The organism is Pseudomonas sp. HS-18, assembly GCF_020401845.1.
Taxonomy (GTDB): domain Bacteria; phylum Pseudomonadota; class Gammaproteobacteria; order Pseudomonadales; family Pseudomonadaceae; genus Pseudomonas; species Pseudomonas nitroreducens.
In genome coordinates this window covers 2,963,818-2,990,155 of sequence record NZ_CP084413.1, presented here as the reverse complement: position 1 = coordinate 2,990,155, position 26,338 = coordinate 2,963,818, and the positions used below count along the sequence as shown (strand labels likewise).

The following is a 26,338-nucleotide window of genomic DNA, read 5'->3' as shown; positions in this document are numbered from 1 at the left end:
CCTGCCGGTCTCGGCCGGCATTTCCTGCTCCGGGCGTGCCCGCAAAGAGCAGCGGACCGTATGCCTGGCCCCCCGGAGCGATTACAAAACTCGGACGCGGCCCGAAGACCGCTTTTTCTTCCGACATTCTGCCGGAGTTTTCCGATGACATCCGCCCCACTTGCGCACGCCACTCCCAGACCCTACTGGCTCGACACCCTCGACCCCGCTCCCGCCGCACCGGCGCTGGAAGCGGATCGCCGCTTCGACCTGGTGGTGGTCGGCGGCGGCTTCACCGGTCTCTGGACCGCCCTCCACGCCCGCCTGCGCTGGCCTGGTGCAAGCATCGCGGTGGTGGAGGCGCGGCGCTGCGGCGGCGAAGCCAGTGGGCGCAACGGCGGCTTCTGCGCGCCGAGCATTTCCCACGGTGTCGGCAATGCACTGCGCCGTTGGCCGGAAGAAGCCGAAACCCTGGTACGCCTGGGCCGACAGAACCTCGACGAATTCGAAGCGGACCTGAAGCGCTTCGGCATGGACGTCGAATTCGAGCGCCGCGGCAAGCTCAGCGTTGCCGCCCAACCCTGGCAGGTCGACGGCCTGCGCAGCATGCAGCGCAACTACGAGCGCTTTGGCATCGCCTCGGAGTTCCTCGACAAGGCGCAACTGGCCGACAAACTGGACTCACCCGCCTACCAGGCCGGCGTGTTCGAGCCCAACTATGCACTGCTCAACCCGGCGAAAATGGCCGCCGAGCTGCGTCGCGTCTGCCTGGAACAAGGCGTCGAGCTGTTCGAGAACACCCCCGTGCACGAGTTGCACCAGCGCGGCGACCGCCTGATGCTGCGCTGCGATCGTGGCGAGCTGGAGGCCGGGCAGATCGCCCTGGCGACCAATATTGCACCGCCGCTGCTCGGCCACCTGAATTCCAGCGTGATCCCGGTGTACGACTATTCGCTGGTCACCCAGCCGCTCACTGACGAGCAGCTGCGTGCCATCGGCTGGGTCGACCGCTACGGTATCGCCGACGCCGGCAACCAGTTCCATTACCTGCGCAAGACCGCTGATAACCGCATCCTCTGGGCAGGCTTCGACGCCATCTACCACTTCGGCAACCGCCGCGACGAGTCCCTGACCCAGCGCCCGGAAAGCTTCGAGCGCCTGGCCGGACAGTTCCGCGAGGCTTTCCCGCAGCTCGGCCCGGTCGAGTTCAGCCATGCCTGGGGCGGCATCATCGACACCTCGGCGCGCACCACGCTGTTCACCGGCTGCGTGCTGGGCGGCCGCGTCGCCTATGCGCTGGGCTTCACCGGCCAGGGCGTGTCGGCCAGCCGTTTCGCCGCGCTGAACATGCTCGACCAGCTGGGTGGCGAGCGCACCGAACGCACCCAGCTGCGCATGACCTCGCAGAAGCCCTTCCCCTTCCCGCCCGAGCCGCTGCGCTACCTCGGCGTGAAGCTCGCCCAACGCTCGCTGGCCAAGGAAGACCGCACCGGCCGCCGCGACCTGCTGCTCAAGACCTGCGATGCCTTTGGCATCGGTTTCGATTCCTGATGGAGAACTTCATGTCCACCCTGCCCCGCCACGTCATCGACTTCGCCAACCCCGCCCTCGCCCCGCAGGAGCGCGAGATCAACGACCCGGCCATCGTCGATGCGCCCTACCAGAGCCGCAGCTGGCGGCACTTCAGCGCCCCCGAAAAGAACGCCATCGCCGGCATCTGGGAAGCCGGCGTGCACCTGGAGCGCTGCGAGTGCGACTACGACGAGCTGTGCCACATCCTCGAAGGCACCGTGCGCCTGACCGACGCCGACGGCGTGGCGAAGACCTTCGGCCCGGGGGACTCGTTCGTCGTGGCAGCGGGCTTCAAGGGCACCTGGGAAAACCTCACGCCGGTGCGCAAGGTGTATTTCATTCTCGGGTAGCTTCAGCGTTTGCCTATTGTTCGCGAGCAAGGCCCAGACGTTCCCTCGGTCCTACCGGTGCGGCCAGCTTCGGAGCTTGCCGGCAGGTGCGGGCTTGCTCGCGAACAGCCTGCACACTGGCATCGCCGTTGACGATTCCGACCTGCCTCTACTGCGCCCCCGAACCTGCCTCCTCCGCGCAGACGTACGCCTTGCCCCACATTCCCCGCAGGCCGTACGTCCCCCAAAGTTCCACTGCCGTTTGAAAGGGCTATAACTAGCGAACCGAAACGGCGGGCTGCCGGGGATGAACCCTGCAACGGCAGCCCCTATTGGCATTTCCCATTTGCCCGGATCAGGCGCCCCAGCCTGATCGGCGCCCGCGGCGCGGAGCGGTGTGATGAGTTCCAGAACCTGGCGATGGGCTCGCAGGAGCCTTCCTGGCTGCATCGGACTGGCATTGCTGGTCGCGCCGCTTTACGCCAACGCCCTGTTCAAGTGCCACGCACGGGACGGAACCGTCAGCCTCAGCAGCCAGGCCATCGCCGGCGCGCACTGCACTCGCCAGAAAGACCCGGCGAGCACCGCTGGCAGCACCCGGGCAAGGACCGCATCCACGCTGGAGCGGGGCACCAGCCAGGGGGCAGATCGGATTCGCGTGTACACCTTCGTTCACAAGGGCGTCCGCCAGTATGTGAGCCGACGCCCGGTCGGCATTTCAGCGCGAGTCGATGTGATCGAGGTGTATTACATCAAGGGCTGCTATCTGTGCATGGCGCCGAAGGATTTCAACGTCGCCACACTGCGCCTGGACACCCGCTCCTATCGCCGGGAGATCGAGGCCGCATCGGTGCGCTACGGTGTCGACAGGGCGCTGGTGCGCGCCGTCATCCATGCCGAATCGGCATTCCAGCCCAATGCCATTTCCATCGCCGGCGCCCAGGGCCTGATGCAGTTGATGCCCGACACCGCCGAGCGCTTCAACGTGAGCGATCCGTTCGACGCGCGGCAGAACATCCGAGGCGGCGTGCGCTACCTGGCGTGGCTGCTCAAGCGCTTCAACGGCAATCAGCGGCTGGCGCTGGCCAGTTACAACGCGGGTGAAATGACGGTCGACAAGTACAACGGGATACCCCCCTACGCCGAGACGCAAACCTACGTCGCCCGCGTGCAGTCCCTGACCGAGCGCTATCGCAACCATCCGTAGGGCGCCGGGGACGGAGGCGGCTCGCGAGCAAGCATGTAGGGCGCATAACCTGGAACAGGTTGTCCGCCGGCTTTTCGGCGGATAACGCTGACGCGTTATGCGCCCTACGAAGGGCGCCAAGGCTTCAGCCGAACTTCCACCCCGCCGCCGCCAGCCGCGCATCCAGCGTGGCGAGGTCGGCCTCCACCCGCGCTGCCGGTTCCGGCATGTAGGCCAGCGGATCGGGCAGCGAGGACGGCTGGCCGAGGAAGCCTTCGGTCGCCGCGTGCAGGCAGTAAGCGCTATACGCCGGGTTGTAGCCGCCCTCCTGCACCACCAGCAGCCGCCCGGCGCACAGCTCGTCGGCCAGCGCACGGGCACGGCGGGCCAGGCGGTTGAAGCCCTGCATGGTCACCAGTTGGCGGCCGTTGGGATCGAACTGCGAGGCGTCCAGGCCATTGGCGATGATCAGCAGATCGGGCTTGAACGCGCGCAACGCCGGCTCGACAAAGCGGCTGAAGACCATCTCGTAGAGCTGGTCGCCAGAGCCCATCGGCAGCGGCAGGTTGAGGTTGCTGCCCAGTCCCGCGCCAAAGCCGCGCTCGTCCACCGCGCCGGTCTGCGGGTGGCTCGGGCCCCAGGCGCCGTGGTCCATGTGCAGCGAGACGGTGAACACCGAGGGATCGTCGTAGAAGCCTTCCTGCGTACCGTTGCCGTGGTGCACGTCCCAGTCGACGATGGCGACGCGTTCCAGGCCAGCCGCCTGTGCGGCGCGCGCGGCAATCCCGGCGTGGTTGAAGAAGCAGTAGCCGTCCGCCATGGCCGGCGCGGCGTGGTGACCCGGCGGGCGCACCAGGGCCATGGCCGGATGGCCGCTGGCCAATACGCTTTCCAGCGCCGCCAGGCTGGTGCCGGCAGCGGCCAGCAGCCCGGCGAGACTGCCGGCGGACATCAGCGTGGTGCTGCTGAAGCGCTTGCCGGCGGCGTCCGCCTCGAAGATGCCGCTCAGGTAGTCGGCATCGTGGAAGCTCAGCAGATCCTCTTCGCTGGCGTGGCGGCCTTCGTGCCAACGCAGCGAGCCGGCCACCGGCCCGCGCTGGAGGATGGCGCGCATGTTGAGCAGCCGGGGATTGCTCTCCGGGTGCAGCAGCTGTTCGGCCAGCAGGTCGCTGGGCGGCGCCTCGAACACGCCGGCGGCGGTGTCGTGGCGCAGCACGTCGTCGTGCCAGAAAACATCCATCGTGTGACTCATCAGAAGCCCTCGGTTTCCATCACTGCGCGCGCAGGCGCAGACAACTGACACAAGTTCGCCCCCGGCCAGACCGGGGGCGAACGCCCATCAATCGATGATGGTGAGTTCCGGCGCCAGCTCGGAAAGGCTCGCCGAGCCCTTCTCGCCGCACAGCACGGTGTCGCCGAGCTTGATACCGAAGCCTTCGTTGTACAAGGACAGGTTGGGCTCGATGGAGAACGACATGTTCGGCTGGAACACGTGGTCGTCGGCCTCGTCCACCATCATCGCTTCCAGCCAGGTCGGCGGGTAGGCCAGGCCCAGGCTGTAGCCGATGCGGTGCACGCGGGTACGCGAGAGGTCGATGCGGTCGAGGATCTGGTTGCACACGCGGTTGGCCTCGCCCACCGGGGTGCCCGGCTTGGCGATCTCGATGGCGGCGTTGAACGCCTCGGTGAGCAGGGTCGCGACTTCCTTCACGCGCGGGCTGGGTTTGCCGATCACTGCGGTGCGCATGAGGATGGCGTGATAGCGGTTGCACACGCCGGCGTGTTCGAGGATCACCACGTCGCCATGGCTGATGGTCTGGCGGTGCGGCATGGCGTGGGTCATGGTGCTGCGACGGCCGGTGGCGCACATCGGGCTGATCGCCGAGTACTCGCTGCCGGCGCGGCCCAGGGCGTTGGCGACGATGCCCGCTACTTCCACCTCGGAGATGCCCGGCCGCAGTGCCTCGAAGGCGGCCAGCATGCCCTGGTCGGCCATGCGTGCGGCGCTGCGCTGGTACTCGATTTCCTCGGCAGTCTTGATCAGGCGGTTCTCGGCGACCAGCGGGCCGGCGTCTTCGAAACGGGCTTCTGGCATATAACCGAGCAGCGCGTTGTATTGTGCCGGAGAGAAGGTCGAAGCGGTCATCTCCAGGCCGATGCGCGCCTGGCTCAAACCCGCCTGGGCCAGCACGTCGGCAACGATCTTCAGCGGGTCCTGCTTGGCGATGTCATAGAAGATCGCCTCGTTGATGCACGACAGCTCCCAGGTGCAGGGCTCTTCGCTGGTGCGGGTGAGGAACACCGGCTCGGCCAGCTTCGGCGAGATGATCAGCGCCTGGTACCAGAGGAAGCCCAGGCTGTCGAAGCCGCTCAGGTAGTTGATGTTGTCCGGGTAGTTGACCACCAGGGCATCCAGGCCACGGTCGGCCATGCGGCGTTTGACGGCTTCGACGCGTTGACGGTAGGTGCGAGCGGGGAAAGCAGTAAGCATGGGGATTCCCTCCTCAGGGACAAGGTGCAAGCGACACAGGTGTTGTTGTTTGGGGCCGCCATCCAGCGGCCGTATGCGGGGTTGAAACAGTCAGCTGGGTGGTTGCTGTCGCGCCAGGTACAGGCGTACCAGCATCACCACCAGGGTGAGGACGATCATCAGGGTGGACACGGCGGCAATCGCCGGGTCGAGGTTGTAGCGCAGGCCGTCCCAGATGCGCTTGGGCAGCGTCACCACGTTCAGGCCGCTGGTGAACAGGGTCACCACCACTTCTTCCCAGCTCATCACGAAGCCCATGAAGAAGCTGCCGAGCACACCGCCGCGCACGTTGGGCAGCAGCACGTTCCACAGCGTCGGCCAGAGCCCGGCACCGAGGGAGCGCGAGGCCTTGTACAGGCTCTGGTCGAGCCGCGCGTAGGCCACCAGCATGGCGATCACCGAGTACGGCAGCGCCATCAGCAGGTGGCCGAAACCGACGCCCAGCAGACTGTCGAGCACGCCCAGGCGCGCATCGAGGTAGTAGATCGACATGGCCGAGACCACCTGCGGCACGATCATCGGCAGCAGCACGATGGCGGTCAGCAGCGTGCGGTGCCGGCGCTGCAGCCAGATGCCGGTGGCGAACAGGAAAGCCAGCGCCGTGGAGAGCGCACCGACCACCAGGGCCAGGCCCAGGCTCTGCAGGATCGACACCAGCCAGGCGCCGTCGAACAGCGTCGCATAGTGACGCAACGACCAGCCGCCGTCCGGGAAGGCCAGGTAGCGCTGGTTGCCGAACGACAGCGGGACGATCACCAGGATCGGCAGCAGCAGGAACAGCGCGGACAGCGCCAGGGCGGCCCAGGACAGCCAGCGGCCGACCTGCGGGCGTGGCAGTTGCGGCTTTTTCACGCCCTTGGGCATGGCGGAGAGATAGGTTCCCTGCGGAGTCACAGCTCAGCCCTCCCAAGCAGGCGGCGGTAGCCGATGAGTTGTCCGAACAGCAGCGCGCAACCGACCACCAGCAGCATCAGCACGATGCTCAGCGCGGCGCCCAGGCCCCAGTTGGACAGCTGGAACATCTGCACGTAGATGTACTCCGCGAGCATTGCCGCCTTGCCGCCGCCCAGCAGCGCCGGGGTGACGAAGCAGCCGAGGCTGAAGACGAAGACGATGGCCGATGCGGCGACCACACCGGGCAGCGTCAGCGGGATGAAGATGTCCTTCAGCGTCTGCCAGTGGCTGGCGCCCAGGCTGCTGGATGCGCGCAGCAGGCTGTCGTCCACCTGCTTGAGCGACGACAGCAGTGGCAGCACCGCATAGGGCACCATGAAGTGCACCATGCCGATCAGCGCGCCCAGTTCGTTGCGCACCAGCGGCGGCGGCGCGTCGAACCAGCCGGTGGCCATCAGCCCCTGGCTGACCAGCCCACCGTTGCGCAGCAGCACCAGCCAGGCGAAGGCGCGGATCAGCATCGACAGCCAGAACGGCAGCAGCACGAACAGCTCGATCAGTTGCCGGCCGCGCGGCGTCGCGAACCGCCAGCGGTAGGCGATCAGGTAGGCGATGGCGACGCTGATCGCGGTGGTCAGCAGGCAGATGCGCAAGGTGCGCCAGATCACGGCCTGCAGGTTGGCGTTGTCGGCGATGGCCGCGTAGTTCTGCGTGCCCCACTCCGGCAGGCTGAAACTCCAGCCCAGCACGCCGAGGGTCGGCAGCAGGTAGCCGACCACCACCAGCAATGGCAGCGGCAGGATCAGCAGGCCGTAGACCGGCAGCACGCCCGGTGCGAAACGTCGCATCTCAGCCACCGATCAGCGCGAGGTAGCGCTCCAGGGTTTCGCCGTAGTGTTCGGCATGCCACTTGTTGTTCAGCGACACCTGCTTCTTCAGGTTGTCCGGCGCGGTGGGGTTGATCGCCTGCAGCTGGGCGCTGAGCAGGTCGTTGGCCGCAAGGTTCACCGGGCCCATGTTGTAGACCTCCATGAGCTTGGCCTGCACTTCCGGCCGCAGCGCGTAGGCGATGAACTCCATGGCCGCCTTGGCGCCGGCCGGGTTGCCCTTGGGCACCATCCACACCGAGGGCGAAACGATGCCGCCGTCGAAGCTCCAGTCGATCTTGCCGCCGGTGTCGTTCTTCACCAGTTCCGCGCGGGTGTGCCACATCTGCGCCATGCTCACTTCGCCATCGCGGATCAGCTGCTGCGACTCGGCTCCGGTGGACCAGTGGGTGGCGATGTGCGGCAGCAGCTCCTCGATCTTGCGCAAGGCGCGGTCCACATCCAGCGGGTAGAGCTGCTCCGGCGGCACACCGTCGGCCAGCAGTGCGCATTCGAGGTTGGCGCTCATCCATTTGTAGAGGGTGCGTTTACCCGGGTACTTCTTCACGTCCCAGAAGTCGGCCCAGGACTTGGGCGGATTCTTGCCGAACTGCTCGTGGTCGTAGCCGATCACGTAGCTGTAGGTGTAGTTGGCGAGGCCGAAATCATGCACGTCGCCGTAGCCGATCAGCGACTTGTCGACGATGCCGAAATCGATGGGCGCGAGGAACTTGTCCTTGCCCAGGCGATAGGACGAATACATCTCGCCGTCGCACACGTCCCAGCGCACCGCGCCGCTGCTGACCTGAGTCTTCAGCGCACCCTCGGTGGGGCCGCTGCCATCGATCTTCAGCGTCAGCCCTGCCACCTCGTTGAAGCCGCCGAAGCTCTTCTCGAAGGCCGGCACCGCATCACCCCCCCAGTTGGCCACCACCAGGTTGCCGCCGGCAGCAAAGGCGCGGCCGCCGGTGCCGAACGGCAGCGCGCTGGCGGCGGCGAGCAGCAGCAGGCTGCGGTTGAAATCGCGGCGGCTGATGCCGGCGCGCTCGCCCTTCTGGGCAGCGATTTCGATGGCGTCTTCGATGAAGCCTTGGCGTTCTTTCATGGTGATTGCTCCCCGATCGTTGTTTTCGTTATGTGGTTGTCAGGCGGACAACAGGTGGCAGTGCTGCGGCGACCAGCTGCACCAGTAGCGCTGGCCGCTGCGCAGATCGGCCAGCAGCGGGTGCGCGACCGGCAGGCGCAGGTCGAGGCGCTCGCCCTGCTCCAGGGTCAGTTCGAGGTTGACGTGGGCCCCCTGGTAAGTGGCATTGCCGACGGTGGCGCACAGGCCGTTGTCGCGGCCGGCGTCCTGCAGCGGGCGCAGGTCGATATGCTCCGGGCGCACCGCCAGCCAGCTCTTGCCGCCCTGGTTCGCTTGGGCCGAATGGGCCACGCGCAGGTGCTGGCCACGGAAATCGCAGAGCGTGGCCTCGGCTTCGCGTCGTACCACGCCGACCTCCAGCAGGTTGGTGTCACCGAGGAAATTGGCGACGAAACGGCTGGCCGGGCGTTCGTAGACTTCGCGCGGGGTGCCGACCTGCTCCAGGCGGCCCTTGTTGAACACGGCGATACGGTCGGACAGCGCCAGGGCTTCTTCCTGGTCGTGGGTGACGAAGACGAAGGTGGTGCCGAAATCCTTGTGCATGCGCGCCAGCTCGCCCTGCATTTCCTGGCGCAGGCGACGGTCGAGGGCGGACAGCGGTTCGTCGAGCAGCAAGAGCCTGGGTTTGAACACCAGCGCACGGGCCAGCGCCACGCGCTGCTGCTGGCCGCCGGAGAGCTGGGCGATGCCGCGATTGCCCATGCCGGCCAGGCCGACGCGCTCCAGCACCTCGGCCACCCGGCGCTCGATCTCCGCGCCCGGCACCTTGCGGATGCGCAGCGGGTAGGCGACGTTCTGCGCCACGCTCATGTGCGGGAACAGCGCGTAGCCCTGGAACACCACGCCGAAATCGCGCTGGTCCGGCGACAGCTGGGTGATATCGCGGCCGTCCATCTCGATATGCCCTTCGCTGGGCTCGACGAAGCCGGCGAGCATCATCAGCGTGGTGCTCTTGCCCGAGCCCGAAGGGCCGAGCAGCGTGAGGAATTCGCCCTGGCGAATGCTCAGGCTGAGGTCGCTCAGGACCTGCAGGTTGCCGTAGCGCTTGCCCAGGCCGAGCAAGTCGACGAAATGCTGCATGGCGGGTCTCCAGCCGTTTTTCTTGTTGATCGGTGTTGGCTTGGGGCCATCTTCTGTGCAAATTTAACTAACGACAATTCAATAGATTTCCGCCTGAATCGTTAGTAAAATTCACACAAAAAGGTCTTCCATGCGTCAGAACAGTGCGTTCCGAATGCCTTCCCTCATCGCCCTGCGCGCTTTCGAGGCGCTGGTCCGGCAGGGCAGCATCAGCCGTGCGGCGCTGGAGCTGCACGTCACCCACGGGGCGGTCAGCCACCAGGTGAAGAAGCTCGAAGAAGAGCTGGGCATGGCGCTGGTGGAGCGCCAGGGCAAGGGCGTGAAACTGACCGCCGCCGGGCGCCAGCTGAGCCAGCAGATCAGCAGCGCCTTCGACCAGTTGCGCGACATCCGCCGTGCCCTGCCCAGCGAGGAACCCGCCGGCGAACTGCGCATCGCCTGCGCCCCGGCGCTGCTGGCACGGGTGTCGTCGCTGCTGGAGAAATTCCTGCGCAACTACCAGGAAGTCGCCCTGCACCTGCTGCCGATGAGCAGCGACCTGGGCCAGGTGGACATGGTGATTTCCTTCGGCGAGACGCACATCGAAGGCCAGCGCTTCGCCGCGCTGGGCGACATCCGCTACTTCCCGGTATGCAGCCCGCGCCTGCTCAACACCCAGGAACACCTGCGCAAACCGCGCGACCTGGCGCGCCAGGTGCTATTGCACGAGGACGATGGTTTCGACTGGAGCCGCTACTTCCTCGCCGCCGGCGTACCCGGCCTGCAGGCGCGGCAGAACGTCTTCCTGCCCGACGCCTACCTGACCATCCGCGCCGCGCTGGCCGGCGGCGGCGTGACCATCAGCGACCACATCCTGGCCGGCGAGGAGCTGGCCGAGGGCCGCCTGGTGCGCCTGTTCGACATCGACTTCCCGGCGCCCCACCCCTACTTCCTGATCATCCCGCCCCACGGCAACCAGGCCCTGGCGCGGGAGTTCGCGGATTGGTTGCTGCACGAGCTGGAGGCGATTCCGGCGTTTGATTGAGGAGCGAAATGCTCTTGTAGGATGGGTGGAGGCTATCCGGCAGGGCCTGCGTTGGGCGTTCGCGAGCAAGCTCGCTCCTACAAAGAGCACCATGGCGCACCCTGTAGGAGCGAGCCTGCTCGCGAACAAAGACCCGCTGTGGCGGGCGGCTATGTCCTCAGAGCTTCCGCCCACCGAGGAGGAAATACGACAACGCCGGAATCAGGATCAGCGCCCCGAGCATGTTCCAGAGGAACATGAAGGTCAGCAGGATGCCCATGTCCGCCTGGAACTTGATCGGCGACCAGGCCCAGGTGATCACACCCGCTGCCAGGGTCACGCCAACCAGCGCGACCACCTTGCCGGTGAAGGCGACCGCCTGCTGATACGCCACCGACAGTGGCAGCCCGGCCCGCTGCAACTGCAGCTGTACGCTGAGCAGGTAGAGCGCGTAATCCACCCCAATCCCCACACCCAGGGCGATCACCGGCAGCGTGGCGACCTTCACGCCGATGCCCATCATCACCATCAGCGCCTCGCAGAGAATCGAGGTGAGCACCAGCGGCAGCAGCGCCACCAGGGTTGCGCGCCAGCTGCGGAAGGTGATCAGGCAGAAGATGCCGACCGCCGCATAGACGTAGAACAGCATGCGGTGGTTGGCCTCGCGCACCACGCGGTTGGTCGCCGCCTCGATGCCGGCGCTGCCGGCGGCGAGGAGGAACTGGCGGTCCGGGGTGCTGTTGGCGCGGGCGAAGTTCTCGGCGATGCCGGCCACTTCGTCCAGGGTTTGCGCCTTGTGGTCCTTGAGGAAGGCGATCACCGGCATCAGCGAGCATTCGGTATTGAACAGCTCCGGGGTGTTCACCGAGGCCTGCTGGGCGGCGTAGTTGAGCACGTCCTGGTTGCGCTGCAGGCTGGCGAACTTGGGGTTGCCCTCGTAGGTGCCGGCGGTGATCTGGCGCACCGCGTTGACCAGCGAGGTCGTCGCCTGCACACCGTCGTGCTGTTGCAGCGCCCAGCCCAGGCGGTCGGCGAGGATCAGCGTGCGGTAGTTCAGGCAGCCTTCCGGCGCGGTCTTCACCATTACCGCGAAGAGGTCGCTGGAAAGTGCGTAATGGCTGGTGATGTAGGCGTTGTCGCGGTTGTAGCGCGAGTCGGCGCGCAGCTCCGGAGCGCCGGCGTCGAGGTCGCCGATCTGCAGGTGCTGGCTGACCAGCAGGCCACCCGCGCCGAGCAGCGCCGCCACGGCCAGGGCGATAGTCGCCCAGCGTCGCTCGGTGAAGTGATCCAGTAGCGCCCACAGCTTGCCGAGGCCCTGCCGGCGATCCACCTGACGTTCCTCGCGCAGGGCGCGCTCGGCGGCACGCTGGCTGACACCGACATAGGACAGCGCCACCGGCATCATCAGCAGCGACGTGAAGATCAGCACTGCCACGCCGATGCTGGCGGCGATGGCCAGGTCCTGGATCACCGGGATGTCGATCAGCATCAGCACGGCGAAGCCCACCGCATCCGACAGCAGCGCGGTGACGCCGGCCAGGAACAGGCGGCGGAAGGTGTTGCGCGCGGCCACCTGCTTGTGGGTACCGCGGCCGATGTCCTGCATGATCCCGTTCATCTTCTGGGTGGCGTGGGACACGCCGATGGCGAAGATCAGGAACGGCACCAGGATCGAGTACGGGTCCAGCGCATAGCCCAGCCACGCCACCAGACCGAGCTGCCAGACCACCGCCAGCAGCGAGCAGCCGATCACCAGCAGGCTGCTGCGCAGGCAGCGGGTGTAGAAGACGATGATGACGAAGGCGGTGACCACCGCCAGGCCGAAGAACAGCATCACCCGCAGCAGGCCGTCGATCAGGTCGCCCACCAGCTTGGCGAAGCCGATCACGTGCAGGCGTACTGCGCCCTTGCCCTCTTCGCCAGCGGCGAAGGCCCGGGCATCGCCCAGGTATTCGTACTTCAGGCGCAGCTCGTCGAGGGCGCGGGAGAATTCGCGGTAGTCGATGCCCTTGCCGGTGGCCGAGTCGCGGTCCAGCAACGGCACCACCAGCATGCTGGAGCGGAAGTCATTGCCCACCAGGCTGCCGACGATGCCGGCGCGGGCGATGTTCTGGCGCAACTGGCCGATGGCCTCGGGCTTGCCGTCGTAGCCGTCGGGCATCACCGGGCCGCCCTGGAAGCCTTCCTCGGTGACCTCGGTCCAGCGCACCGCCGGCGACCACAGCGACTTCATCCAGGCGCGGTCGACGCCGTGGCTGAGGAACAGCTGGTCACTGATCTGCCGCAGGCTGGAGAGGTAGGCCGGGTCGAAGATGTCGCCGTTGGGGTTCTCCACCACCACCCGCACCGAGTTGCCCAGGCCGCGCAGCGCGGCGCGGTTGTCCAGGTAGTTGCGGATGTAGGGATCGCCGTGGGGGATCATCTTCTCGAAGGCCGGGCGCATCTCCAGGCGGGTCACGGCCATGTAGCCCAGCACCAGGGTGACCAGGGCAATCAGGGCGATGAACAGCGCACGGTGGTTGAACACCAGGCGCTCCAGCAGGTTGCCGCTGTGGGCGTCGAAGTCCCGCAGTTCGCGGACTACAGGCATCTCGCCTTGCTTGAGGTCGACCATCAGGCTGTCTCTCTTTCTCTTGTTCTTATGAAGGGCCGGCGCACTCAGCGCACCGGCATGGCGTTCTCGCGAACGCCGCGGGTGCCGACCAGCAGCAGGCGACCGGGACCGGCCACGGCGCCGCTGACGGGCAGGCGCTCGGCCAGTTCCAGCGGTTTGAAGCTGACACCGCGGTCATCGCTGACCAGCCCCTGGCCAGCCTGGCTGAACAGGTACAGCCGGCCGCTGGCGTCGAAGCTGGCGGCGGTCAGGCTCACCGGCAGGCCGGTGTCGACCGCGCTCCAGCTCTCTCCACCGTCGACACTGCGCACCGCGTGCCCGCGCAGGCCGTAGGCGAACACCAGGCCAGGCTGCGCGACCACGCCGAAGAAGCTGCCGACATAGGGCGATGGCAGGGCGACGAAGCGTTCCTGCTGGCCCTCCTGCTGGTGGGAAAGGCGCAGCAACAGGCCCTGCTCGCCGACGATGAACAGGTCATCGCCGCTGGCCGCGATGGCGGTCAGGTGCAACGCCTGGGGGTTGTCGATGCGATGGTTCCAGGGCTCCCAGGTGCGCCCGCCGTCGCGGGTATGCAGGATCAGGTTGAAGGCACCGACCACGAAGCCTTCATTGGCATCGCGGAACCACAGGTCGAGGAACGGCTTGTCGGCGCCCTCCTCCTTGAATCGCCGCGCCTGCTCCAGCCAGGTAGCGTTGTCCGGCTGCGGATGGGCGGCGTAGTAGTCGAGCATCAGCTGGCCGATCTGCCGGCCATCGAGCTGGCGCCCCCAGTGGATGCCACCGTCGGCGCTGTGCAGCACCACGCCATCGTGGCCCACGGCCCAACCCTCGTTCGGCGTCGGGAAGTAGACGGCAGTCAGGTCCGAGCTGACCGGCACTTCGGCCTGGCGCCAGTGGCTGCCGCCGTCATCGGAGTACAGGATATGGCCGCGCTGGCCGACGCTCACCAGCCTGTTGCCGGCACGGGTGACGGCCAGCAGCGGTACGCGGCTCGGTGCGTTGCTGTAGGCCGCCGGCAGGTCGAGCACGTCGACAAAACCATCAGCCTGTTCGCCAGCCTGGACGCCACCCGCCAGCAGCAACGCGCCCAGGAATAACAGGCGCTTGAAGGGGATCTGCATGGAGCTTTCCTCGGGTAGAACAGCGGCGGCTCCGGGGGAGCCGCCACTTCTTTCATCAGCGAATACCGCTACCGGCCAGCGCCTCGGGGGACCACTGGGTCTTGGCCAGCGGGTCGATGTAGCTGATGCCGCCGTACGGGCCGACGACGCCGTTGATGTTGTAGGAGCCGGCAGTCAGGTCGTAGATCATGAACGGCGTGGCGTCCGGGATGCGCTTGTCGTAGCTCTGGCTGAGGAAGGCGAAGGAGCCGCGATAGAGCTGGCCGCGAGCGTCGTATTGGTCGGAAGCCAGGGCCACCCAGCTGTCTTCGTCGAGGTAGAAGCGACGCTTGGCGTAGATGTGCCGCGCGCCGGATTTCAGCGTGCCTTCGACGACCCACACGCGGTGTTTCTCCCAGCGCACGTAGTCGGGCGAGAGGTGGTTGGGCGTGACCACCGGCTTGATGTCGCTGGCATAGGTCAGGCGGTAGGTGTTGTAGGGCACGATCATTTCCTGCTTGCCCACCAGCTTCCAGTCGTAGCGGTCCAGCGCACCGTTGAAGACGAACACGTCGTCATAGGTACCAGCGCCGGCCATGCCGGGGTTCGGGGTGTCGTAGGCGAGGTTCGGCGCGAGCTTCACGCGGCGCTGGCCGGGCAGGTACTGCCAGGCGCGGCGCGGCTGCTGCAGCGGGTTGGCGGCGTCCTTGAGCATCATCGCCTCGCCGGCGCGACGGGCCGGGCCGCTGTAGTACAGCTTCATCTGGTAGTAGACCTCGGAGCCTTTCACCGGCTGGGTGAGGTCTTCGTACACCGGGTAATTGATGAAGGCCTGGCCGGTGGTGGCAAGGTTCGCGCTGCCCGAGGCGTCGACGTTCCAGGAGTCGTACTTGGCCTTGATGTTCACGCCCTGGTAGCGCAGCAGGAAGTTCCACATGGCTTCCGCGCCAGTCTGCGGAATCGGGAACGGCACGCCCGGCAGCGCGTTGTCGATGGCCGTGCCGCCTTCCAGGGACTGCGCGGTGACGGCGTTCTTCTTGCTGTTTTCCAGCACGGTATCCGGCAGCGCGGCGCTACGGTGGGTCGGATAGACGTCGACGCGGAAGGTCGGATAACGCTTGGCCAGCTCGACGGTGGTGGCCGACAGCTGGTTCTTGTACTGCTCGACGTTCTTGCCATCGATCACCAGCAGCGGCTTCTCGCCGGCGAATGGGTCCGGGCGCATGGAATCGCCGGCCTTGAAGCCGGCCGGGGCGCTGGTCAGACCGCCGGCGTAGGCGGGAATCGAGCCGTCGCTGCTGGCGGCTTTCTCGGCGCCGACCAGGGTCAGGGTGCTGCCCAGCTGGGCAGCGTCCTGCGGGGAGACAGCGGCCTGGGCCAGACCGCAGAGGGTCAGGCCGAGGGCGGTGGCGATCAGGGTGGGTTTGAATTTCATGCTGGGTTTCTCCTGCTTCGAGAGCGAAGCCTTACGTGAAATCAGAAGGTGGCCTTCAGGGAGGCGGTGACCATGCCGCGGTCCTTCAGCAGGGGCGCGAGGCCGCCTTGCGAGGTGATCTGGCCGGGGATGCACTGGTACTGGCCGTTGGCGCCGGGGGTGTTGTTGTCGCGGCCGCTCTCGCAGGTATCGAAGGGGCCGAAGGCGTCGACGTATTTCAGGTCCAGGCGGTACTTCTGGTGGAAGTCCGCGGCCACGCCAACGGAGTAGCTGCCGGCGTCCTCGTTGCCGCCCAGTTGCACCGCCGAGTTGCCGTGCAGGCCGACGTTGTAGGACATGGGCATGGACAGGTCGACGCCGGGGAAAGCCTGGTACCAGGTCGGAGTGAAGTTGGCCGACATGGCGTAGGCGTTGGTGGTGACCTTGTCGACACCGTGGTAGCTGGAGTCGCCCTTGAAGGTCTGCTCGCCTTCGGTGACGTCGATCAGGTGCGTCAGGGTGCCTTCCACCGCCAGCGACGAGGCGTCCCACAGCGGGGTGGCGCCGAAGGTCACCAGGCCGTTGAGCACGACGTGGAAGGTCTTGCCGCGGGCAAGGCCGGTGTCGCCGTCGCTGGGCAGCTCGCCGATCAGGTTGGCGCCATTGACCGCGCCGCGCTTGGCGGCCGCGTAGAGGGTCGAGTTGACGGTGGTGAAGTTGCTCGCCAGCGGCATGTTCTCGCGGTAGTTCAGGTCCATGCCGACGCTCACGCCGGCGATTTCCTTGGACAGGCTGATGCCGTAGATATCGATGTCGTCGGCATAGGCGGTGATGTAGTTCATCCCCTGCAGGCCGGCGAGGCCGGGCTTGTGCAGGTTCGGTGCGTCGATGAGTACCGCCGGCAGGGTGTCCGAGGTCTTGCGGTAGTAGAAGCCCAGGGTGCCGTCGAGCCACTCCGGGCTCCACTTGGCCATCAGGCCGAAGTCGCCGGTGTTGTTCGGCTCGCGGTCGTGTCCGCGGGGCGCGGCGTAGAAAGCATTCTGCGCCGGCAGCGGCAGCCAGAAGACGTTGCCGCCGTCGTTGAGCATGTCGTAGGGGCCCATGTAGGTGCCGCCTTCGGGGAAGCGCGAGTTCTCGAACTCGAGGAAGTACTGCGCGGCCAGGGTCAGCTCGGGGTTTACCGTCAACGAGGCGGACAGCTGGTTGCGCGGCATGAACAGCTCTTTCGCCTCGGTGCCCGGTACGTTGTAGAGCTTGCCCAGGTCCAGGGCCGACTGGCCGTAGTTGATGCCGTTGGCGGCGCTGAACAGCGTCTCGCCCCAGTAGATGGTGTGGCGGCCGAGCTTGCCGCTGAGCTGCATGTCGTCACCGACCTGGTGGCTGGCGAAGACGAAGGCATCGAGCAGCTCGCCCGATGGACCGTTGTAGTAACGGTCGGCGAAGGTGCTCAGGCCGTGGCTGGCCGGCTGCGCGCCACGCGGGGCGATTACCGTGCCGTTGCGGCTGACCAGGTGGCCGGCGTTGCCCTTCTGGCCGGGGAACGGGTTGTCGGAACCGACATCATCGTAGGCATGGTCGTACCAGCCGGCGGCGCTGAGGCGGAAGCCCATGCTGTCGCGGTAGACGAAGTCCAGTTCGCTGAGCAGGTCGAAGCGCTGGGTCACCGGGGTGCCGGAGGAGAAGTTGCGGTCGCCGTCGTTGGTGTTGGCGGTGCCGGCGATCTTGCTGTTGGGCGACTCGACCCGTTGCCCGTAGCTGAGCTTGACGGTGTTGTCGAAGCGGATCGACAGGTCCGGGTTGCCGGTGTCCAGTTCGAAGGCCTGCAGGGGCTGGCCAGCCATGGCGGCGAGGACTGCGCTCGCCAGCAGGCAGCGCTGCAGGGGACGATTCGGATTGCTCTGGTGATGCATGCGTGTGCTCCGTTTCTTGTTGTGGTCGGGACGCTTTCCGGGCCCGTCCCGCAGCCCCTTCTTTGCTCTGGAAGAGCGTGCGCCGGGGCGCACGAGGGCCTGCCCCGGCGCGAACGCCGGAACCGGGGGTTGTCGTTGAGTCAGGTGTGGTGGATCAGCGGTCCAGCATCTGGATCAGTGCTTCGGCCTCTGGCCAGTCGCCGAACCCCGAAGCGGGATTGAGGTGGCCGACACGGCCCAGCTCTACCAGGCTCGCGCCCCAGGCCTCGGCCAGTCGCCGTACGGCATCGGGCGTGGCCAGCGGATCGTTGTCGCTGCACGCCACCAGGGTCGGGAACGGCAGAGGCTGCTGCGGCAGCGGTGCCCACCCCATCTCGGCAAGCACGGCAGGCCTGGGATAGTGGGCCGGCCAGTCGCCGTCCAGGTCCGGCGGGGTTGCCAGCAGCGCGCCCTTGATCGGCCGGCTGTAGCGCGCCGCCCAGTGCGCGACCATCAGCACACCGGCGCTGTGGGCCACCAGGATCACCTCGCCGTCGATGCCTTCAAGCTCGCACTGAATGGCTTCGATACGGGCGTTCAGGTCGAGTTTGTTCTCGGTCAGTGGCGGCACGCTGCGAACATTGGGCAGGCGCTGCTGGAGCAGGGTCTGCCAGTGCTCGGCCACGTGGTCGCGCAGGCCGGGAACCATGAGGACGGTGGTGGAAGATTTATTGTTGTTCACCGGTTCACCTTTCAGTGATTTCGAACTTGTTGGACAGACAGTAGAGATGCCCCGGTGGCGGTGCTTTGCATTGAGCGTCAGGCACTTCGCATTTGATGACAGCCTGCCCCCCACCCGGCATGTCGTCGCTGAGCCAGGGGCCGTGCGTTACGGGACGTACGGTGCATTCCAGAGCGCCGGAAGCACTGGCCGAAGCACGAACTTTCGTACACGCTTGGTTACAGCTGTCGCTAGAATCTGATGTCATCGACCCAGCCAGCGTGCGCCCCGGTCGCCAGGTGTCCATGAACCCTGCCGACACGGAGCAACCACAAGAACAAGAAGGCGATTCACGCATGACCCCAATGGTTCGCATTGCGGCCCTCACCAACTACCTGGAAGTGGCCAGGCACCTGGGCCTCAACCCGCAGCAACAACTGAGTGCGGTGGGCCTTTCCCAATCCATGCTCGAGCACCCGGAGCAGCGCATTCCCGTTGCAACGGCAGTGACCCTGCTGGAAGAGTCGGCGCGCATCAGCGGCTGCGAAACCTTCGGCCTGCGCATGGCCGAATCGCGCCAGCTCGCCGACTTTGGCGTGATCAGCCTGCTGTTGTCGCACCAGGCGACGCTGCGCGAGGCGATGGATACCATCATTCGCTATCGGCACCTGCTCAACGAATCCCTGGCGCTGTACGTCGACCAGGAAGGCAAGATGGCGATCCTGCGCGAGGAGCTCCTCACCGTACCGCCAATGCCCATGCGCCAGGGCCTGGAGCTGGCCCTGGGCACCCTCTACCGCCTCTGCGCCGCCCTCCTCGGCCCGCACTGGCGACCGATCAGCGTCAACTTCAGCCACGACGCCCCGGCGGACCTGCAGGTGCACCGCCGGCTGTTCGGCTGCAAGATCGAGTTCGGCAGCGAGTTCAACGGCATCGTCATCCCCGCCGCCGACCTGGACGCCGCCAACCCCATGGCCGACCCGGCCATGGCCCGGCATGCGCGCAGCTTCGTCGACTCCCTGCCCGGCGCCACCGACGGCAGCACGCTGAACGAGGTGCGCAAGTCCATCTACCTGCTGCTGCCCATGGGCCGCGCGACCATCGAGCAGATCGCCCAGTCGCTGGGGTTGAACGTGCGCACGCTGCAACGGCGCCTGGAAGACAACGGGGTGACCTTCTCCGACCTGATCAACGAGGTCCGCCGCGAGCTGGTGCTGCGCTACATGGAGAACCCGCGCTATTCGCTGGGGCGCATCGCGGATTTGCTGGGGTATTCGATGCCCAGCTCCTTCACCCGCTGGTTCGCCGTGCAGTACGGGATGTCGCCGGCGGCGTGGCGCAAGGAGCATCTGGGGCGGGAGGGGGAGTAATTTTTCCCTGAGGGGAACGGTGCCGTGCGGTTCGCGAGCAAGCTCGCTCCTGCAAGAGCACGCCCTGGCTTTGGCTTTGGCTTTGGCTTTGGCTTTGCAAGACTTCCAGATAAACGTCAGCGCGCTTCGAACGCCCCGTTCAGGAGGCCTCGGCGTACGCGGAAGTTTCTCTGGAAATCTTCAAGAGCAAAGTACGTAGGGCGGATCGGCTCACCCCGCGACCTTCAACATCCCCAACACCAACAGGGCCAGGAACACCGTCTCCCCCACCATCAGCAGGATCGGCTTCACCCCCACCGTCGCCAAAGCCTTGAGCTGGGTCTTCATGCCCAGCGCCGCGATGGAAATCACCAGGCACCACTGCGACAGCTTCCCGCCGGCCTCTACCAGCATCGACGGCAGATAGCCGGTGCTGTTCACCGCCGCCAGCAGCACGAAGCCCACGGCAAACCACGGCAACAGCGGCGGACGTTTGTCGCCCGGTTCTACGCCGCGGGCGCGGGTGATCATCGCCGCGCAGAGGATCACCGGCAGCAGCATGGCCACACGCATCAGCTTGACTACCGTGGCACTGTCACCGACTTCCTTCGAGATGCTGTAACCGGCGCCGACCACCTGGGCCACGTCATGGATGGTGCCGCCGAGGAAGATCCCCGCCTGCAGTGGCGGCAGGCCCAGTGCACGGACGATCATCGGGTAGAGGATCATCGCCAGGGTCGACAATGCCGACACGCCAAGCACGGTGAACAGCGTGGCCTTTTCCTTCTGCGTGTGCGCCGGCAGCGCCGCGGCCAGCGCCAGGGCCGCCGAGGCGCCGCAGATGGCGGTGGCGCCACCGGTGAGCAGGCCGAAGAGGAAGTTGAAGCCCATGGCGCGCGCCGCCGCAATGGAAACCAGGATCGTCACCGTCACCAGCACCACCACCATGACCACCGGCTGCCAGCCCAGTTCGGCGATCTGCCCGAAGGTGATACGGATACCGAGCAGCGCCACGCCCAGGCGCAGGATTTCACGGGCGGTGAATTCGATGCCGGCCTTGCACACGCTGTCGGCCGCGAGGAAATTCATCGCCAGGCCGAGCAGCAACGCGAAGAGCATCACCGGCGCGCCGTAGTGTTCGGAGAGGAAGGTCGCGGCCGCCGCCACCATGGCGCTGACCAGCAGGCCCGGCAGCAGCGTGCGGCTGCGCGTGCCAAGTGCGGAAATCGTCAGCACGGTCATGCAGGCACCTCCTGATCGGCGATCACCACATGACACTCGCCGGCAATCCAGGAAATCCCGTGCCGGCGCAGGCCGAAACCCTTGATGCCCGCCGGGCAACCCGTGGCCAGGTCGAAGCGCAGGCCATGGGCCGGGCACTGCAACCAGGGGCCATCCAGGCGCCCGCTGAACAGCGACGCGCCGGCGTGGGGGCAGCTGTCTTCGATGGCATGCAGCTCACCGTCGATATCGAACAACAGGAAGATGCCGTTCTCATGATGGAACAGGCTTCTGCCGCCGCGCGCCGGCAGGCGTTCAGCGGGAATACGGACCACACCGCTCATGCCGGAATCGCCTCCGGGAACTGCCGTTCCAGCGCACGATAGAGCGCCGCCAGCAGCTGTTCCGGGCTCTGCCCGCCGAGGGCGAACGCGCGGCCCTCGAGGAGGAACATCGGCACGCTGGAGTCGGCCAGGGCCACGCGGCGGCCGATGAACTGCCGCGCGCCATCGGCCAGCGCGTCGTCGAAGTCGACCACGTTGAAATCGCAGGCGCGCAGCAGGCGGCGCAGGGTATCGCGCTGGCCGATGTCCTGGCCGAGCTGGAAGTGCGCGCGAAAGATCATCTCCAGCAACTGTTCCTTCTGGTTGTCGCTGCCCACGTGCACCGCGCGCTGGAATACCCGGTGCGCATAGGTGGTGTTGGGCATGGTGAGGATGCGTTCGAGGTCAAGATCAACCTTCGCGCCCTCCGCCGCCCGCCGCACCTCGCCCATGCGTGCCTTCACCGCACGCTTGCCGCCCAGGCGGCGCTGGTAGAACTCGGCAAAGGGCTCGCCCTCCATGGCAATCTGCGGCAACAGCTGCAGGCCGAGCCAGCTCACCCGCACGTTCAGCTCCGGACGCTGGCGTGCCAGCAGTCGCAACGCGGCGTCGAGGTTGCGCTTGCCGATCAGGCACCAGGGACAGATGAAGTCGAAGGTCATTTCCAGGTTCAGAGTCGGCATCAGGCGCCCTCCTCTTCACCGCGCAGGCGGCGCATGTCGTTGTGGTAGTGGCGGCGGGCATAGATGAACACCAGCGCGGCGAGGATGCTCAGCAGCGGGATGAGCTGGAAGGCGCGATCCAGGCCGATATGATCGGCCAACACACCGGTGAGCAGCGGGCCCGGGGCCAGGCCCAGCAAGTTGTTGGCCAGGGTCAGGGTGGCGAAGGCGGTGCCATGCACCGCCGGCGCGGTGAGGTTGGCGACCATGGCGCCGGACGGCCCGGAAGTACCGGCGGCGACCAGCATGCCCAGGCAGATCAGACTCAGCTGCGTGGTGCCCGGTGGCAGGTGGAAGGCAATGGACAGCAGCACGCAGCTGACCAGGCAGAAGCCGATGGCGAGGATGATCTTGCGCGGCGGGTTGGCGCGGCCCAGGCGGTCGCAAAGGATGCCGCAGAGCACCATGCCGCTGCCACCGACCAGCACGATCACCGCCGAGATCAGTCCGGCCTTGCCGGTGTCCAGGTGGTAGTAGCGGTTCAGGTAGCTGGGAATCCACACCATGACGGCGGCAGCGACGAACAGTTGCAGGCCACTGCCCAGGTAGGCGGCGATCACCGAACGGCTGCCGAACAGGCTGCGCAGGGAACGCCCGCCCACCTGGCGCGGCGCTTCGGCGGCGGCTACCGGGGCGATGCGTTTCTCACTGACGATCAGCGGATAGAGCAGCGCCAGCAGCAGGCCGAACAGCGCCATGCCGGCGAAGGCCCAGCGCCAGCCCAGGTGCGCGGCGAGCACGCCGCCCAGCCCCATGCCGAGCACCGAGCCGAACATGCCGCCAGCCATGAAAGCGCCGGTCAGGGTGGCGCGCAGGTGCGCCGGGAAGACCGAGATCACCACGGCGATGCCGACGCTGCCATAGGCGGCCTCGCCGACGCCGACGAAGAAGCGCGCGGCGAACATCTGCGGGAAGTTCTGCGCCACCGCGCAGCCCAGGGTCGCCAGGCTCCACAGCATGGCCATCAGCGCCAGGCTGCGCACGCGGCCCCAGCGGTCGGCGAGCAGCGACAGGGGGAAGGTCAGCAAACCGACCATCACCGCGACGATTCCGCTGAGCAGGCCGAGCTGTGCGTCACTCAGGGTCCATTCGACCTTGAGCAGCGGGAACACGGCGTTGAGCACCTGGCGCGACATGTAGTCGGAGATCAGCAGGCCGAAGGTCAGGGCGAACACCACCCAGGCATAGCGGCGCGGCACGCTGGGCGCGGTGGCAGGGATGTCGCCCAGGGCGACGGAGTGGATGGCCATGGTGCTAGCTCTCCGGGGGAGTCAGTGGATTCTTGTTGTTCTTGGATAAAGCCAGTGCGGGTTACTGGCAGAACCCGCACTGGAGCCTGTCACGCGCGCTGCGGGACGGACTTCTGGCCCGGCTGGCGGTTGGGCGCCATGCCGTTCATGCGCAGGGTTTCCTCGACGCTGTCGTACTGCACGCCGATCTTGTAGATGGCGCGCGCTTCCTTGCCACTGGCGACCTCGCGGCCCAGTTCGTGGGCAACGCGGACACACTGCTGGATCTGCTCGACCGAGGTCATGCGCTGGCCATGCTGGCCGATGATGGTGTCCTCGATGCCGCACCGCGGGTGCAGCCCCATGGCCAGCGCCATCATGTTGAACGGCAGGACGTTCTTGAGCAGCGACTCGGCGGTGACGGTGGCGCCGTCCGGTGCACGGTGCACGAAGTTCATGAAGTTGAACGGGTTGGGGCCGTCGAAACCGCCGCCGATGCCGATCCAGGTCAGGTTCAGCGGGCCCTTGTAGACGCCCTTGCGAACCAGGCGCTCGAGGGTTTCCAGGGCATGCATGCCGGTGAGCTGGAAGTGCGGCTGGATGCCCGATGCCTGCAGGCGCTTGAGGTGCTCCTCGACCCAGGCGGGGCCGGCCGGCACGGTCATCTCGCTGTAGGCCGCCTGGTAGAGCGGGTTTTCCAGGGAGGTACCCTTGAGGTACTCCGGATAGAGCAGCTCCATGATGTTCATCTGAGTGGTGTTGATCGCCACCGTCACCTGATCGGGCTTGGGGGTCAGCTCGGCGAGCATGTGGCGGGTGTCGTCGGACAGCCACTTGGCCGCTTCGCCGTCGCTTTCCGGGGCGAAGGAGATCGAGCCGCCGACCTGGATGATCATGTCCGGCACCGCTTCGCGCACACCTGCGATCAGCTCGTTGAACTTGGACAGGCGCTTGGAGCCCTTGCCGTCCAGCTCACGCACGTGCAGGTGGAGCACGGTGGCGCCTGCTTCGTAGCAGTCCACGGCCTTCTGCACCTGCTCGTCCATGGTCACCGGGATGTCTTCGGGGAAGTCCTCGGGCATCCATTCCGGGCCGTAGGGAGCGGTAGTGATGACCACCTTTTCCTGGTTCTCGGGGTGCAGCGAATCGTCGAAGAATTGCATGTCTGTCTCCTGGAATTGTTGTTGTCGAGAGGGCTCAGAACGGCTTGTCGCCGATGATTCCGGCGCGCTCCATGCGGCGCACGCAGGGCGGGTAGTCCATCACTGCGTAGTGCTGGGTACAGCGGTTGTCCCAGATCGCCACGTCGTTCTTCTTCCAGCGCCAGCGCACCTGGAATTCGGGGATGTACACCTGGCTCACCAGGTAGCGCAGCAGGTCGGACGCGCCGGGGTTGGCGTCCTGGCCGAAGCGCACGTTCTGCGGGGTGTGGTAGTTGCTGAAGTGAGTGGTGAAGGCATTGACGAACAGCACCTTCTCGCCGGTCTCGGGATGGGTGCGCACCACCGGGTGCTCCGCGTCGGGGTACATGGCCTTGAGTGCCAGGCGCTTCTCGATGGGCATCGCCGCACCGAAGCTGGCTTCGATGCTGTGGCGGGCGCGCAGCTTGGCAATGCGCTCCTTGATCTCAGCCGGGAGCATGTCGTAGGCCAAGGCCATGTTCGCCCACATGGTGTCGCCCCCGACCGGCGGGCACTCCACGCAGCGCAGGACGCAGCCCAGGGGCGGCGCCTCGCGCCAGGTGGCGTCTGTGTGCCAGGCGTTCTCGTAGCGGTCGTTGGGCAGGTCCGGGGTCTTGTAGATGCGCACCAGGCCCGGATGCTCCGGGTCGCTGCCGGCCACCGGGTGGTCTTCCAGCTCGCCGAAGCGACGGGCGAAGGCGACGTGCTCGGCGCGGCTGATGTCCTGGTCACGCAGGAACAGCACCTTGTGCTTGAGCAGCAGCTCGCGCAGCTCGGCGAACAGCCCTTCGTCGCGCGACGCATCGCCCAGGTTCACGCCTGAAATCTCGGCGCCGATGCTGCAGGTCAGACGTTCTACGTGCATGGCGACGCCCTCAGATGACGAAGATCGACGAGCCGGTGGTCTTGCGCGACTCGAGGTCGCGGTGGGCTTGCACGGCATCTTCCAGTGCGTAGTGCTGGTTGATCTCGATGCGGATGTCACCGTTGCCCACGTGGGTGAATAGCTCGTCCAGCAGCGCCGCCTTTTCCGCCGGGTCGGCGATGTAGTCGGCCAGGGCCGGACGGGTGAGGAAGATCGAACCCTTCATCGCCAGCAGCACCGGATCGAACGGCGGGATCGGGCCGGACGCGGTACCGACGCAGACCATCAGCCCGCGCCGTTTGAGCGACTCCAGGGAGGTCATGAAGGTGTCCTTGCCGACGCTGTCGAACACCACGTCCACGCCACGTCCGTCGGTGAGTTCGCGCACGCGCTCGGCGACGCTTTCATGGCTGTAGTTGATGACCTGCTCGCAGCCGTGGGCGAAGGCCACTTCGGCCTTGGCATCGCTGGAAACGGTACCGATCACCCGCAGACCGAGCAGCTTCGCCCACTGCGCGACGATCAGCCCGACACCACCGGCGGCGGCGTGCAGCAGGATGCTCTGGCCCGGCTTGAAGTCGTGAATGCGGCGCAGCAGGTAGGCCGAGGTCAGGCCGCGCATGGTCATGGCGGCGGCGGTCTCGAAAGCGATGTTCTCCGGCAGGCGGATCAGCGGCGCCGCCGGAACCAGGCGCTCGGTGCTGTAGGCGCCGAGGGTGTTGATGAAGCCGGTGTAGGTCACGCGGTCACCGGGCACGACGTTGGTCACGCCCTCGCCCACCGCGACCACCACGCCGGCGGCTTCCACGCCCATGCCGCTGGGCAGCGGAACGGCGTAGGTGCCATTGCGGAAGTAGGTGTCGGCGTAGTTCAGGCCCACCGCCACATGGCGGATGCGCACGTGCCCCGGGCCGGGCTCGCCGACCTCCACATCCTCGTAACGCAGGACTTCGGGTCCCCCTGTTTCATAGAAACGAACGGCTTTGGCCATGGCCGGAATCTCCAGTTGTCTTGTTGTCGTGGGCGCTTTCGATTGGAGCGGACAAGCGCCTTTGAGCGGACAATAGGCAGGGGGCCGGCGGGCAGCTTCACATCGTGCGACAGGGGCTTTTCATTTCGTGACAGGC

Annotated in this window: 23 protein-coding genes; 5 read left to right on the top strand and 18 right to left on the bottom strand. The window is 66.6% G+C overall.

The window, feature by feature from the left end; all coding sequences use genetic code 11:
* The first annotated feature begins 144 nt into the window (after positions 1–144).
* From LDJ84_RS13990 to LDJ84_RS13980, 3 genes are all read left to right on the top strand, one after another.
* A complete protein-coding gene (locus LDJ84_RS13990; RefSeq protein ID WP_024762767.1) occupies positions 145–1,530 on the top strand; it encodes an NAD(P)/FAD-dependent oxidoreductase in 1,386 nt (461 codons plus the stop codon).
* Between the two features lie 11 nt (positions 1,531–1,541).
* Positions 1,542–1,901: a cupin domain-containing protein gene (locus LDJ84_RS13985; RefSeq protein WP_084357700.1), complete on the top strand. Its 360-nt coding sequence runs from the start codon at positions 1,542–1,544 to the stop codon at positions 1,899–1,901.
* Positions 1,902–2,280: 379 nt separating this feature from the next.
* On the top strand, positions 2,281–3,087 hold the full coding sequence (locus LDJ84_RS13980) for a lytic transglycosylase domain-containing protein (RefSeq protein WP_084357699.1): 807 nt from the start codon (positions 2,281–2,283) through the stop codon (positions 3,085–3,087).
* Positions 3,088–3,211: 124 nt separating this feature from the next.
* Here the strand turns inward: LDJ84_RS13980 and LDJ84_RS13975 are convergent, their stop codons facing one another.
* From LDJ84_RS13975 to LDJ84_RS13950, 6 genes are all read right to left on the bottom strand, one after another.
* A complete protein-coding gene (locus tag LDJ84_RS13975) occupies positions 3,212–4,306 on the bottom strand; it encodes a hypothetical protein (RefSeq protein WP_051445556.1) in 1,095 nt (364 codons plus the stop codon).
* 99 nt (positions 4,307–4,405) lie between these two features.
* Positions 4,406–5,557, bottom strand: coding sequence for a M24 family metallopeptidase (locus LDJ84_RS13970; protein ID WP_024762764.1), 1,152 nt, complete (start codon positions 5,555–5,557; stop codon positions 4,406–4,408).
* A 90-nt stretch (positions 5,558–5,647) separates the two neighbouring features.
* The gene (locus tag LDJ84_RS13965) at positions 5,648–6,490 is read right to left on the bottom strand and encodes an ABC transporter permease (RefSeq protein ID WP_196913645.1); all 843 of its coding nucleotides are present in this window, start codon (positions 6,488–6,490) and stop codon (positions 5,648–5,650) included.
* The gene (locus LDJ84_RS13960; RefSeq protein ID WP_054909776.1) at positions 6,487–7,338 is read right to left on the bottom strand and encodes an ABC transporter permease; all 852 of its coding nucleotides are present in this window, start codon (positions 7,336–7,338) and stop codon (positions 6,487–6,489) included. The genes LDJ84_RS13965 and LDJ84_RS13960 overlap by 4 nt, the downstream gene beginning before the upstream one ends.
* A gap of 1 nt (position 7,339) precedes the next feature.
* Entirely contained in the window at positions 7,340–8,461 is a 1,122-nt protein-coding gene (locus LDJ84_RS13955) for an ABC transporter substrate-binding protein (protein WP_065086627.1), read from the bottom strand.
* Positions 8,462–8,500: 39 nt separating this feature from the next.
* A complete protein-coding gene (locus tag LDJ84_RS13950; RefSeq protein ID WP_024762760.1) occupies positions 8,501–9,580 on the bottom strand; it encodes an ABC transporter ATP-binding protein in 1,080 nt (359 codons plus the stop codon).
* Between the two features lie 154 nt (positions 9,581–9,734).
* Between LDJ84_RS13950 and LDJ84_RS13945 the strand changes: the two genes are divergently transcribed.
* Positions 9,735–10,604, top strand: coding sequence for a LysR substrate-binding domain-containing protein (locus tag LDJ84_RS13945; protein WP_045207678.1), 870 nt, complete (start codon positions 9,735–9,737; stop codon positions 10,602–10,604).
* 157 nt (positions 10,605–10,761) lie between these two features.
* On the opposite strand, the gene LDJ84_RS13940 is transcribed toward LDJ84_RS13945, so the two are convergent.
* The 5 genes from LDJ84_RS13940 to LDJ84_RS13920 all read right to left on the bottom strand — a co-directional run bounded on the left by LDJ84_RS13940 (position 10,762) and on the right by LDJ84_RS13920 (position 18,309).
* Entirely contained in the window at positions 10,762–13,197 is a 2,436-nt protein-coding gene (locus LDJ84_RS13940; protein WP_024762758.1) for an efflux RND transporter permease subunit, read from the bottom strand.
* A 44-nt stretch (positions 13,198–13,241) separates the two neighbouring features.
* On the bottom strand, positions 13,242–14,318 hold the full coding sequence (locus LDJ84_RS13935; RefSeq protein WP_024762757.1) for a WD40/YVTN/BNR-like repeat-containing protein: 1,077 nt from the start codon (positions 14,316–14,318) through the stop codon (positions 13,242–13,244).
* A 55-nt stretch (positions 14,319–14,373) separates the two neighbouring features.
* Positions 14,374–15,732 carry a DUF1329 domain-containing protein gene (locus LDJ84_RS13930; RefSeq protein WP_226046485.1) on the bottom strand — a complete coding sequence of 453 codons (1,359 nt, stop codon included), beginning with the start codon at positions 15,730–15,732 and terminating at the stop codon, positions 14,374–14,376.
* Between the two features lie 41 nt (positions 15,733–15,773).
* On the bottom strand, positions 15,774–17,621 hold the full coding sequence (locus LDJ84_RS13925; protein WP_226046484.1) for a DUF1302 domain-containing protein: 1,848 nt from the start codon (positions 17,619–17,621) through the stop codon (positions 15,774–15,776).
* 154 nt (positions 17,622–17,775) lie between these two features.
* Complete coding sequence (locus LDJ84_RS13920) at positions 17,776–18,309, bottom strand: RBBP9/YdeN family alpha/beta hydrolase (RefSeq protein ID WP_037006601.1); 534 nt, start codon at positions 18,307–18,309, stop codon at positions 17,776–17,778.
* 377 nt (positions 18,310–18,686) lie between these two features.
* On the opposite strand from LDJ84_RS13920, the gene LDJ84_RS13915 reads away from it, so the two are divergent.
* Positions 18,687–19,691: an AraC family transcriptional regulator gene (locus LDJ84_RS13915; RefSeq protein ID WP_051445555.1), complete on the top strand. Its 1,005-nt coding sequence runs from the start codon at positions 18,687–18,689 to the stop codon at positions 19,689–19,691.
* Positions 19,692–19,901: 210 nt separating this feature from the next.
* Here LDJ84_RS13915 and LDJ84_RS13910 read toward each other — a convergent pair whose 3' ends face one another.
* The 7 genes from LDJ84_RS13910 to LDJ84_RS13880 all read right to left on the bottom strand — a co-directional run bounded on the left by LDJ84_RS13910 (position 19,902) and on the right by LDJ84_RS13880 (position 26,202).
* Positions 19,902–20,912: a YeiH family protein gene (locus LDJ84_RS13910; protein WP_065086622.1), complete on the bottom strand. Its 1,011-nt coding sequence runs from the start codon at positions 20,910–20,912 to the stop codon at positions 19,902–19,904.
* Complete coding sequence (locus tag LDJ84_RS13905; RefSeq protein ID WP_065086621.1) at positions 20,909–21,235, bottom strand: Rieske (2Fe-2S) protein; 327 nt, start codon at positions 21,233–21,235, stop codon at positions 20,909–20,911. Before LDJ84_RS13905 ends, LDJ84_RS13910 begins: the two co-directional genes overlap by 4 nt.
* Positions 21,232–21,897, bottom strand: a complete 666-nt coding sequence (locus LDJ84_RS13900; RefSeq protein WP_065086620.1) for a DsbA family protein — start codon at positions 21,895–21,897, stop codon at positions 21,232–21,234. Before LDJ84_RS13900 ends, LDJ84_RS13905 begins: the two co-directional genes overlap by 4 nt.
* Entirely contained in the window at positions 21,897–23,186 is a 1,290-nt protein-coding gene (locus tag LDJ84_RS13895; RefSeq protein WP_038803175.1) for an MFS transporter, read from the bottom strand. The genes LDJ84_RS13900 and LDJ84_RS13895 overlap by 1 nt, the downstream gene beginning before the upstream one ends.
* Positions 23,187–23,275: 89 nt before the next feature.
* The gene (locus LDJ84_RS13890; protein WP_024762749.1) at positions 23,276–24,328 is read right to left on the bottom strand and encodes a 3-keto-5-aminohexanoate cleavage protein; all 1,053 of its coding nucleotides are present in this window, start codon (positions 24,326–24,328) and stop codon (positions 23,276–23,278) included.
* 34 nt (positions 24,329–24,362) lie between these two features.
* The gene (locus LDJ84_RS13885; RefSeq protein WP_024762748.1) at positions 24,363–25,211 is read right to left on the bottom strand and encodes a TauD/TfdA dioxygenase family protein; all 849 of its coding nucleotides are present in this window, start codon (positions 25,209–25,211) and stop codon (positions 24,363–24,365) included.
* Positions 25,212–25,221: 10 nt separating this feature from the next.
* Positions 25,222–26,202 (bottom strand): quinone oxidoreductase family protein, encoded by a 981-nt coding sequence (locus LDJ84_RS13880; RefSeq protein WP_024762747.1) that lies wholly within the window; start codon positions 26,200–26,202, stop codon positions 25,222–25,224.
* Between the last annotated feature and the right edge of the window lie 136 nt (positions 26,203–26,338).